The 12,411-nt window shown below is 38.0% G+C and carries 7 protein-coding genes; all 7 read left to right on the top strand.

Features of this window, described 5'->3' with window-relative positions:
- The first annotated feature begins 111 nt into the window (after positions 1-111).
- The 7 genes from ZA07_RS04500 (at position 112) to bglX (ending at position 12,375) form a co-directional block, all read left to right on the top strand.
- On the top strand, positions 112-3,108 hold the full coding sequence (locus ZA07_RS04500) for a TonB-dependent receptor (protein WP_231628629.1): 2,997 nt from the start codon (positions 112-114) through the stop codon (positions 3,106-3,108).
- A 10-nt stretch (positions 3,109-3,118) separates the two neighbouring features.
- The gene (locus tag ZA07_RS04495) at positions 3,119-4,651 is read left to right on the top strand and encodes a RagB/SusD family nutrient uptake outer membrane protein (protein WP_053970541.1); all 1,533 of its coding nucleotides are present in this window, start codon (positions 3,119-3,121) and stop codon (positions 4,649-4,651) included.
- Between the two features lie 23 nt (positions 4,652-4,674).
- Positions 4,675-6,396 (top strand): LamG domain-containing protein, encoded by a 1,722-nt coding sequence (locus ZA07_RS04490; protein ID WP_082316580.1) that lies wholly within the window; start codon positions 4,675-4,677, stop codon positions 6,394-6,396.
- Between the two features lie 120 nt (positions 6,397-6,516).
- Positions 6,517-7,881, top strand: coding sequence for a glucoamylase family protein (locus ZA07_RS04485; protein ID WP_053970539.1), 1,365 nt, complete (start codon positions 6,517-6,519; stop codon positions 7,879-7,881).
- Between the two features lie 10 nt (positions 7,882-7,891).
- The gene (locus ZA07_RS04480; protein WP_053970538.1) at positions 7,892-9,253 is read left to right on the top strand and encodes a glucoamylase family protein; all 1,362 of its coding nucleotides are present in this window, start codon (positions 7,892-7,894) and stop codon (positions 9,251-9,253) included.
- Positions 9,254-9,280: 27 nt separating this feature from the next.
- Entirely contained in the window at positions 9,281-10,048 is a 768-nt protein-coding gene (locus ZA07_RS04475; RefSeq protein WP_369793491.1) for a dienelactone hydrolase family protein, read from the top strand.
- 8 nt (positions 10,049-10,056) lie between these two features.
- A complete protein-coding gene (gene bglX / locus ZA07_RS04470) occupies positions 10,057-12,375 on the top strand; it encodes a beta-glucosidase BglX (protein ID WP_082316579.1) in 2,319 nt (772 codons plus the stop codon).
- The last annotated feature ends 36 nt before the right edge of the window (positions 12,376-12,411 follow it).

Below are 12,411 nucleotides of genomic sequence, written 5' to 3'. Positions count from 1 at the left end.
AATTGATTATTTCACTCAGTTTCAAATACATCTTAATTTAGATTCGACTAATTATTTTCAAAATTCAAACTACGTATGAAAACAAGATTTAGGCTAATTTTAATGTTGCTTATGATATCTTCAATCGGCTTTGCTCAAGAAATACAAGTGAGTGGAACCGTGACGGGCAATGAAGATAATATGCCTCTACCAGGGGTAAGTGTAATTATTAGCGGAACAGCTCGAGGAACAAGTACAGATTTTGATGGAAACTACACTTTAAAAGCTAATCAGGGAGATGTCCTTGAATTTAGTTTTGTAGGTTTTAAAAGCGCATCGGTCACTGTAGGGAGTAGCTCTACAATTGATGTGGTTTTGGAAACGGATGTAGCGGCATTAGATGAAGTGGTTGTAGTTGGGTATGGAACCCAAAAGAAAGCAGATTTAACAGGGTCAATAGCAACTGTTAAAGCTGAAGAAATTGAAAAAACACCTGCAGCCAACGTTATGCAGTCCATGCAAGGTAAAGTGGCAGGGGTACAAATTGTAAGCGCTGGTACTCCAGGGGATTCTCCTACAGTTAGGATTAGAGGTCTTGGGACTTTTGGGTCTGGGACTAATGTACTATATGTAGTAGATGGAATGTTTTATGATAACATCGATTTCTTAAACTCAAAAGATATTGAATCAATTAATGTCCTAAAGGATGCCTCTTCTTCAGCAATATATGGAGTTCGAGCAGCCAATGGGGTGGTATTGATTACTACCAAAACAGGTAGAAAAAATTCAAAACCAGTTTTTGAATATGATGGTTACTCTGGAGTTCAATTTGCTCAAAATGTGGTTCAAATGGCTAATGCTGAGCAATTTGTGACCATGGCCTACGAATCGGGATCTGAAGCAGATGTACAATTTGTATTGAACGCTATGGAACGTTTTGGGCGAAGTAGAGTAAACCCAAATCTTCCTAATGTGAATACCGATTGGTATGACGAGATAATGAGAGAGGGATTGATATCTAATCATAGTATTAGTGCTAGTGGAGGAGGAGAGAATGTGGCTTATTCAGTTGGGGCCAATTATCTTTCACAAGAAGGAATCTTAGATATGAAAAACGAGTATGAAAGATTCAACATCCGTACTAAAGTGGATGTGGATTTATCAGACCGATTTAAAATAGGTTCTAACTTGGTTTTTAGTAATGCCACTAAATACCTGCCAGAGAATTCTGCTTGGTTCAAAGCGTATTTTGCAGTGCCAATTTTGCCTGTTTATGATTTTCAAAATACAGATGCTACTCCAACTCCTTATGCAAATGCAAGAGCAATTGGATATAGAGGTTCTCAAAATCCTTTTCCAGATTTGAGATATAATAATAACAGGCAGAAAATTAGAAAAGTTCAGACTAATTTTTATGTGCAAACTGAGATTATTCCTGAAAAATTAACTTTTAAAACGGTATATAACGCCAATTTAGCTGCTATTGAACAAAGAAACGTGAGCCTTCCGTTTAATATAGGTTATGGAGATCAACGAATCTCAAGTATTTCTAGATCTGACAATACCTATTTCAATCAGATTTGGGATAATACCCTTACTTATGAAGATAATTTTGGAGATCACAACATTACTTTGTTAGGGGGAGCTTCTTTTAGAGATGAGGCTTACAATAGTTTATCAGGTTCTGGAGGTGATATCAGAGGTATTCAATTGGAGTCTTCTTGGTATTTGGATTTCTCAGATCCAGATCCAGAAACTCGTACCGTTTCTGAGAACGGAAGAAGATATTATGGGATGTCCTATTTTGCGAGAGCAGCCTATAACTACAAAGGAAAGTATCTGTTGTATGGTACCATTAGAGCAGATGGTTCATCTAAATTTACTCAAGATCCTTGGGGTTATTTTCCATCGGTTGGAGCCGGTTGGGTGATTTCAGAAGAAGGATTTATGCAAGATAATGGCATTTTCGATTTCTTAAAATTAAGAGCTGCTTGGGGTAAATTAGGTAATGATAATGTGGCTCCAAGTTCTGGTGCCAATACCACTAGCGAAGTAATTATTGCAGCTGGAAACGAACCATTATCTGGGGTTACAGCTACAAGTACATTTACAAATAATACATGGGAAGTTGTTGAAGAAAAGAATTTTGGTTTAAACATGATAACCTTAAATAACAGGCTGTCAATTGATGCAGATTATTACATCAGAGACACTCATGATGCTATTATGCCTGTTTACATTCCAATTGCTAATGTGACTTTACAAAGAAATTCCGGCCAAATTAGAAATCAAGGTGTGGAAATTGTCTTAAACTGGAATGAATCTGTAAATGAAAACTTCAGTTATAGTATTGGAGCCAATTTTACAACCTTGAAAAATGAGACCATAAGCATTGAGGATTCAAGAGGGTATATTGATTCTGGATCAGCTGAATTCCGTCAAAGAACCATGGAAGGTGAGCCTATTTTAGCCTTCTTTGGTTATGAAAGAATTGGAGTTTATCAAAATCAAGCACAAATTGATGCCGATCCTACGGCTCAGGCAGCTATCGATGCAGGACAAAATATCCAACCAGGGGATTTAATTTATAGAGACCAGAATGGTGATGGACAAATTACTGATGAGGATAGAGTAGTTCTAGGCTCTTTCTTACCTAAGTTTACCTATGGTGGGAATATTGGAGTCAATTATAAAAACTGGGGATTCTCTGCTAGTTTTTATGGCCAATCTGGAAACAAAATCTTAAACCGTAAAAGAGGAGAAATCATTTTTACCAATGATACCAATATGGATGCTGATTTAGCAAAAAATAGATGGCATGGGGAAGGTACAAGTAATGAATATCCTTCATCTGCAGGGTTGAGAAAATCATGGAATCAAAAATTGAGTGATTTTTGGATTGAAGATGGCGACTTCTTCAGAATTCAAAATATTCAATTGTCTTACACTATCAAGGGAACTAAATTGCTTAATGGTAAATTTCCAGAAACTCGTTTGACATTAACTGCTGATCGACCATTTACATTCTTTAAGTACAATGGATTTGATCCTGAAGTTCCAAACGGGGTGGATAGACAAACCTATCCAATTCCAGCTGTATATACGGTAGGTATTAATGTGAAAATATAAAAAAAGAGATATGAAAAGAATAGAAAAATTAATAAACAAAACCATTTGGGCCATTCTTTTGTCCCTTGGAATGGTATCCTGTTCGGATAAGATTAATGAACAAGAGGGGCAGTTAAATGCCGATGATTTAGATTATACAAATACCGAAGATATGATTGATCCACTTGTGGGAGCCTATCAGATTTTTGGTACCAGAGGATGGGAGGAACCACTCTTATTATCTGTGCGTGGGGATGATGTAAACTCTGGAGGATTGGGAGACCAACAACCATTCTGGGATACAGACCAATTTATTTACAATAAAGATTATTGGATGTACAATTCTTTATTTGCTTTGCATTATTCCGATATAGTGAAATTGAATACGGCGATGGAGTTGGTAAATCTATATAGAAGTTATGCAGACCCTAGTTACTATGATGAAGCAGACCAGTATTTGGCAGAAATTAAAGTCATGCGAGCTTGGTTGCACTTCAATTTAGCCAGGAACTGGGGAGATGTCTTCATTATTAATACAACAGAGCCGGATACAGAGTACATTAATGGAACTGTATCCAAAGATGCCATGATGGAGTATGTTGTTGCACAAATGAATGAAGCAATACCACATCTATTGGAGGCACGACCTAACGAACGAACAGATATTTATGGAGGTATTACTAAATATGCTGCAATGGCTTTACAGGCAATGGCCTATCAAGAATTAGAGAATTATCAAGAGGTGGCCAATGTCACTGGTGAAATTATCAACTCAAACAAATTCATGCTTTATCCAGATTTTTACAATCTGTTTAAGACAGATGGTGAAGTGAGTGACGAAAATCTTTGGGAAATTCAGTTCTCTGATTTTGGGAATGCGACAGGAGACACCTTCTACCATTTATATGCACCTTTTGGACCAACGTCTTACACTCCTGCTAGAGCAAATGCTGAAGGCGGTTGGGGATTCTATGAGCCAAGTATGAAGTATATCAAGTTTATGTTGGATAGAGGTGAGACTGTAAGACTTCAAACCAGTGTTTTGTTTACTCCTGATGGAATTGCTGAGATTCAAAGTGACCCTAACTATGCCAATTTACCCTCTTTTGTTTCAAATTCAACCCCTGATGGAGATGTGATCAATAATTCCGTTCGTGCTGATTTCTTCAGTGGAAAACATTACATGCCTTCCAATCAAATTGTAGTAGGTAGAAACAACTACGGTGCAGGTAAAAATTACATTATTGTAAGATATGCTGAAATTTTGTTGATGTATGCCGAAGCTTTGACTCATGGAGCTAGTGGTAATTCCTTGACTGCAGATCAAGCTGTGAATCTAGTAAGAGCAAGAGCAGGATTAGGTAGTGTTTCTGGTGTAACCACTCAAATGGTCATGGACGAAAAATTGGCTGAGTTGGCTATGGAATGGGGTGTCCGTTATTTTGATATGATTCGATTGAATTGGTATGATGAATTAAGCTATGATGGTAGAAACTTTACAGCAGATAAGGAATTACTGCCTTATCCTCAAGCTCAAGTGGATGCTTTACCTCTTAATAATTAATTGACTAATAAATGAAAACTGATATGAAAAATATTTTAAAATATACTTTGGCCTTATTCACAGGGTTCTTGATGTATTCCTGTTATGATGGTATCGATCCCATCACAGCTGTGGATCCAGGACCTGACATGGGGGCGCCTGTTATTCTATTGAATAGCCCTACGGATGGTACGACCATTGATGCCTTGGAAATGAACAGCACTATAGAAGTGGATTTTAAGGTAGAAGATGATATTGAGATTGACGTGATTACGGTTTCCCTAGATGGAGAGGTAATCAACCAATATGATTCATTTACTGATTATAGAATTTTTAGTGACGCTTTTGACCAATCAGGTATAGACTTTGGAAATCATATTCTTACTGTCACTGCAACCGATATGGAAGGAAATGAAACGGAAGTGAGTGCTACTATTAGTAAACCCGTTTATACACCATTATTTGCCAATGAGGTATTTTATATGCCTTTTGATGCTGACTTTGGAGAATATGTAAGTGTTTCAGAAGCTGGGACAGTAGGTTCACCTACCTTGACCGATGATAAATTTTTAGGGAACAACGCGTTCCAAAGCGCTGCAGATTCTTACCTGACTTTTCCAATGGAAGATATGTTAGGGAGCAATTTTACCGGAATGTTTTGGTACAAAGTAGTTTCTAGTCCAGATCGTGCAGGTATCTTGACGATAGGCGATGACGCTGCCGATAGAAATCAAGGATTTCGTTTATTTAGAGAAGGATCTTCCAGTTCTCAAACAGTGAAACTGAATGTAGGTGTTGGAACTGGAGAAAGTTGGAATAATGGAGGATCAATCAGTGTAAACAATGGAGATTGGATCAATATTGCGTTTACAGTTTCCCCAGATGAAACAGTAGTTTATTTTAATGGAGCTGCTATGAATACTGGAACTCCAACAGGTCCTGTTGATTGGACTGGTTGTGTGGATATGGTAATAGGAGCAGGGGGGCCAACTTTTGATTATTGGGGTCACGCTTCAGATGCTAGTCCTATGGATGAATTACGCTTTTTTAATGCCACACTTTCTCAGGAAGAAATCCAGAATGTTATAAATGTCACTAATCCATATGAACCTACTATTGAAGGTGAAGTCTTTTATATGCCTTTTGAAGGAAATTACATGGAATTGTTGAGCCAAGATGAGGTAGGTATTGTAGGTGCTCCAGGTTTTGCAGGTCAAAGTCAAGTGGGAATTGACGCCTATGCAGGAGCTGCTGATTCTTATTTAACCTTCCCAGCTGCAGATTTGGAATTGGGAGGTGAATTTAGTGCTGCATTCTGGTATAAGTTGAACGATGATCCAAACAGAGCAGGAATTTTAACCTTACGCCCACCAATGGATGGCACTGCCAATGACTTGACCAAAGGGTTCTGTTTCTTTAGAGAAGCAGCAGGTGACATGCAACGATTCAAGCTGAATGCTGGTAACGGTGGTAGTGGCGTATGGTTTGATGGGGGTTCTGATGCAGATGTAGATCCAACAGTTAATGAATGGATACATCTTGCCTTTACCATTTCAGGATCAGAATGTGTCGTTTATATCAATGGAGAAGTTGTAAAACAAGGGTCTTTTGGAGGTGTTGATTGGACTGATTGTACTTCTCTATCAATTATGTCTGGGGCTCCCAATTTCATAGGATGGAATCATTTTTCTGATTTAAGTTATATGGATGAACTAAAATTGTTTAATAGAGCATTATCTCAAGAGGAGATACAAAGTATGCTTTAATAAAAGACTTACTGTCACATAAGTGACTGTAATTATTTGAATTAGCCTTATTTGATTTTTAGCTGTATTTCCTTAAAACCGAAATGCAGCTAAATTTCTTAAAATCAAATCGAATTTAAAATGAGACGCTTAAATCCCATATTTTTCTTTTCCTTTTTCTTGGTTTTATTTATGTTGGGGTGTAAATCAGAAGGTAAGAAAGCAGACCACAAAATTTCAGAATCAAAGGCCGACCAGGTTGATTTAACTGATGACCAATTATTAGACACTGTTCAAAAACAAACCTTTGATTATTTCTGGGATGGTGCAGAACCAAATTCTGGTTTGGCTAGGGAAAGATTACATATGGATGATGAATATCCAACTTCTCCAAAGAATACAGTAACTACTGGAGGAAGTGGTTTTGGCCTTATGGCCATTTTAGTTGGGGTGGAACGTGGCTTTATAACTCGACAGCAAGCCCTTGAAAGATATGAGCAAATTGTTAATTTTCTCGAGAAAGCAGATCGATTTCATGGAGCCTGGCCACACTGGCTGAATGGAGAGACAGGAAAGGTTGTCCCATTTGGTAAAAAGGACAATGGAGGAGATTTAGTTGAAACAGCTTTTTTAGTACAAGGGCTACTAACCGTTTCGGAGTACTTTAAAGGAGGTGACGAAAGAGAAGAAGCTTTGGTTGCCAGAATAAATGAATTGTGGAGAGATGTTGAGTGGGATTGGTATACTCAGGGAGGTAAAGATGTACTCTACTGGCATTGGTCTCCTAATTATGGGTGGGAAATGAACTTTCCAGTTGGGGGGTATAATGAATGCTTGATCATGTATGTTCTAGCTGCATCCTCACCAACGCATTCCATTTCCAAAAGTGTTTATGAAAAAGGATGGGCTAGGAACGGAAAAATTGTTTCCAATGATTCACTTTATGGAAAAGCCTTGGTACTTGATTATTTTGAACATGATGATGCCGCTGTTGGTCCGTTATTTTGGGCGCACTATTCCTATTTAGGGTTGAACCCTAAAGGTTTAAAAGATCAGTATGCAGACTATTGGAAATTGGTACAAAACCATGCCATTATCCACCATGAATATGCCCAAGAAAATCCTAAACATTTTAAAGGTTATGGTGATAGCCTGTGGGGCTTGACTTCCAGTTATTCCATGAAAGGATATGCGGGACATAGACCAGGAAATGATTTAGGGGTTATTTCTCCTACAGCTGCTTTGTCTTCATTTCCCTATACTCCAGAGGCTAGTATGAACATGCTGAGGTATATGTATAAAAATGAAGATTCCTTGATAGGAAAATATGGTCCCTATGATGCATTTAGTTTAGAATATAAATGGTATTTACCTCGCTATCTAGCTATTGATCAAGGACCCATTCCTGTAATGATTGAGAATTACAGAACGGGATTGTTGTGGGATTTATTTATGAAAAATGACGATGTTCAAAATGGTTTGAAAAAGTTGGAATTTACCTTTTAGAGATATTGATATGATCAGAAATTATTTAACCGTACTTGTACTTTTTTTGTTAGTTGTTTCTTGTGGAAATGATGATGGTCCAGGTTATCAACCCCCCTATAACCCAAACCCAGACCCTGAAGAAAATCCTTTGACCAATGATGAAATCATGGACTTGGTTCAAGAGGAAACCTTTAAATACTTTTGGGATTATGCCGAACCTAATTCTGGTGCGGCTAAAGAAAGATATCACCCCAGTAATCCTACCCTAAATCAAAATGTTGTGACTTCAGGAGGATCAGGATTTGGATTAATGGCCATATTGGTGGGGATTGAGCGTGGTTTTATAACACGATCAGAAGGCGTAGCTAGACTTCAGCAAATTTTAAACTTTTATGAAGGTGCCGATAGATTTCATGGAGCCTGGTCTCATTGGATTGATGGACCAACAGGATTTGCTTTACCTTTCAGTAATCTGGATGATGGAGGGGATATCGTTGAAACAGCATTCTTTGTTCAAGGCTTGATTTGTGTCAAAGAGTATTTTAAAGAAGGTTCTGCAGATGAAATCGCTCTTGCCGATCAAGCAGATATGCTTTGGAAAGGCGTGGAATGGGATTGGTATACCCAAGGTCAAAATAAATTATTCTGGCACTGGAGTCCAAACCATGAGTTCGCCATTAACTTGGAATTAAAGGGTTATAATGAAACATTAATAGCGTTTATTTTAGGTGCAGCTTCGCCGGATTTCCCTATTCCGGCGGAAGCTTACCATCAAGGTTGGGCAAATAATGGAAGCATTGTATCAGGTGCTAGTCAATATGGGTATCCTCTAGTTTTAGATCATGTTGGATCTGGAACGGGGCCTTTGTTTTGGGCTCACTATTCTTATTTGGGATTGGATCCTAGAAATTTATCAGATCAATATGCCAATTATTGGGATTTAAATAGAAATCATACCCTAATCAATTATTCTTATTGTGTCGATAATCCTAATAATTACACGGATTATGGTCCTAATTGTTGGGGTTTAACAGCTAGTTACAGTAGAAATGGTGATGGTTCAATAGGATATAGTGCCCATGAACCAGAAAATGATACGGGAGTCATTTCCCCGACAGCAGCGATAAGCTCCATTCCCTACACACCAGAGGAGTCCTTAAATGCGATGCACTTCTTCTACAGTAAAGAAAATATACTCTTGGGGCCTGCAGGTTTTTACGATGCCTTTAGTCCTGCTTACAACTATTGGGTCGCTAATGCCTATTTAGCTATTGATCAAGGCCCTCAAATTGTGATGATTGAAAATTACAGAACAGGACTTTTATGGGACTTGTTTATGGCAAATGAAGATGTTCAAAACGGATTAAACATTTTAGGTTTTACATATTAAAAGATGGTGAGTATAAAGAAATATTTAGTGCTAACAATCCTATTGATTTATGGAATGGGACACGCACAAAAGGAATTATATCAAAAGGAAAATTTCATTAATGCAAATGATACGTTAATGTATCGAATAATGTTTCCCAAGGATTTTAAGGAGAGTAGGCAATACCCGCTAGTGTTGTTTTTACATGGCGCTGGAGAGAGGGGTAATGACAATCAATCGCAATTAGTACATGGCAGTAGTTTATTTGCTTCTGAAAAGAATAGAGACTCCTTTCCTGCAATTGTGATTTTTCCACAATGTCCTAAAGATGATTATTGGGCCAATGCCAATGTAGATAGGAGTTCATACCCTTTAACATTAACATTTCCAAAGGATGCTGCGCCAACCAAGGCCTTGGATTTGGTGATGAAATTACTTGAAGAAACCATAGCCAAACCTTACATTAAAAAAGATCAAATATACCTTGGAGGCCTCTCCATGGGAGGGATGGGGACCTTTGAGCTTTTATCAAGAAAACCAAATGTCTTTGCTGCTGCTTTTGCTATCTGCGGAGGGGGAAATCCAGAATTGGCAGAAAATTATGCGACCAAATTACCGATGTGGATTTTTCATGGGGCCAAAGATGATGTAGTTACCCCTGAACATTCCATCCAAATGGTACAAGCCCTATTAAGTTATGGAGGAAAGCCAAATTTTAATTTATATGGAAACGCAAATCATAACAGTTGGGATTCAACATTTGCTGAACCCAATTTATTACCCTGGCTTTTTTCAAAATCGAAAATATTAGAATAATGAGTACAATGACGAAACTAAAAACCCTTACTGCAGGATTGCTTATTTTTTCAATGATGTCCTGTAATCAAGAAGCTTCCAACAAAACAAAGGTGTCTAATTCCAATACCGAAAACCCATTTGAGGCTCAAGTGGATTCCATTTTGGGGTTGATGACTTTGGATGAGAAATTAGGCCAATTAAACTTACCGTCTTCTGGAGATATAACTACGGGACAAGCACAAAGCTCTAACATAGCCCAAAAGATAGAAGAAGGGAAAGTAGGGGGGTTATTCAATATCAAATCCGTAGAAAAAATTAAGGAAGTACAGCGAATAGCAGTTGAGAAAAGCCGTCTTAAAATCCCTTTACTTTTTGGTATGGACGTTATTCATGGCTATGAATCTACCTTTCCAATTCCCCTTGGTTTGTCTTGTACTTGGGACATGGAAATGATAAAAAGAACAGCTCAAATTGCAGCTCAGGAAGCTACTGCCGATGGTATCAACTGGACGTTTTCGCCTATGGTGGATATTTCAAGAGATCCACGCTGGGGTAGAATTTCAGAAGGAAATGGAGAAGATCCCTTTTTAGGTGGAGAAATAGCAAAAGCTATGGTAGGAGGTTATCAAGGTGATGACCTAACCCAAAACAATACTATGATGGCCTGTGTGAAGCATTTTGCGCTATATGGAGCGCCAGAGGCTGGTAGGGACTATAACACGGTAGATATGAGTAAATACCGAATGTTTAACGAATATTTATATCCTTATCAAGCTGCAGTTGAAGCGGGAGTAGGATCGGTAATGGCATCCTTCAATGAAGTAGATGGGATACCAGCAACTGGTAACAAGTGGCTGATGACTGATTTATTGAGAGATCAATGGGGGTTTGATGGCTTTGTAGTTACAGATTATACTGGGATTCCTGAAATGATTGCTCATGGAATGGGTGATCTTCAGGACGTTTCTGCCTTAGCACTAAAGGCTGGGATTGATATGGATATGGTTGGTGAGGGTTTACCAGGCACTTTAAAAAAGTCATTGGACGAAGAGAAGGTGACGATGAATGATATTGATACAGCTGTTAAAAGAATTTTAACTGCCAAATACAAACTAGGCCTTTTTGATGACCCTTATAAATATTGTGATGTGGAGCGTGCCAAGACCGAGGTTTTCTCTGAAGAGCATAGGGATTTTGCTAGAAAAGTTGGAGCTGAATCTATGGTGTTGTTGAAAAATGAAAATCAACTGTTACCTCTAAAAAAGTCAGGAACTATTGCTTTGGTTGGTCCTTTAGCAAATACAGCTGTTAATATGGCAGGAACCTGGAGTGTGGCTACTAAACAAGAAAAGTCTATTACAGTATTGGATGGCTTAAAACAAGCAGTGGGGGATCAAGTAAATATTCTTTATGCCAAGGGAAGTAATGTAGATTTTGATTTAGATTTTGAGAAACGTATTACCATGTTTAATAAGGAAATCCCAAGGGATGATAAAAGTGATAAACAATTAATAGATGAGGCCTTGATGGTTGCTTCTAAATCTGATGTTATTGTAGCTGCGATAGGAGAAACAGCCGAGTTAAGTGGAGAAAGTAGTAGCGTTTCCAAACTTCAAATTCCGCAAGCCCAAAAGGATTTATTAAGCGCCTTGTTGGAGACTGGGAAACCAGTGGTGGTAGTTTTATTTACAGGAAGACCTTTGGCTATTGTAGAAGAAAATAAAACGGTACCTGCTATTTTAAATGTTTGGTTCCCTGGTAGCGAAGCAGGTTTGTCCATAGCCGACGTCTTATTTGGAGATGTGAATCCATCCGGAAAATTGACATCCACTTTCCCTATGAATGTGGGGCAAGTTCCTATTTTTTATAATCATAAGAATACAGGTCGACCTCTTTCGAATAAGGAAGGAAGGTTTGAAAAATTCAGAAGTAATTATTTAGATGTTAGAAATGAACCTCTATTTCCATTTGGATATGGTTTAAGCTACACCAAGTTTGATTATTCCAATTACAGTTTGAGTGCAGATTCCATGAGTGCCGATGGAAGTATTCAAGTTGCAGTTGATGTAACCAATGTGGGAAATTATGACGGTAAGGAAGTGGTTCAACTATACATCAGGGATGTTGTAGGTTCTGTTACCAGACCGGTTAAAGAGTTGAAGGGATTCAAGAAAATAGACCTTAAAAAAGGAGAAACTAAAAGGGTGACCTTTTTTATAACAGAAGAGGATCTAAAATTCTATAATTACGATTTGAATTTTGTTGCAGAACCAGGTGCTTTCCAAGTTTTTGTTGGCACCGATTCAGCGACTGAAATGATGAGAGAATTTGAATTAAAAAACTAAAAACCTAAGACAAATAATGACTTAATAAATTCATGG

Source organism: Mangrovimonas sp. ST2L15 (genome assembly GCF_001280515.1).
GTDB lineage: Bacteria > Bacteroidota > Bacteroidia > Flavobacteriales > Flavobacteriaceae > Mangrovimonas > Mangrovimonas futianensis.
The sequence above is the reverse complement of the archived record's forward strand: the minus strand, read 5'-3'. Positions and strand labels throughout refer to the sequence as shown.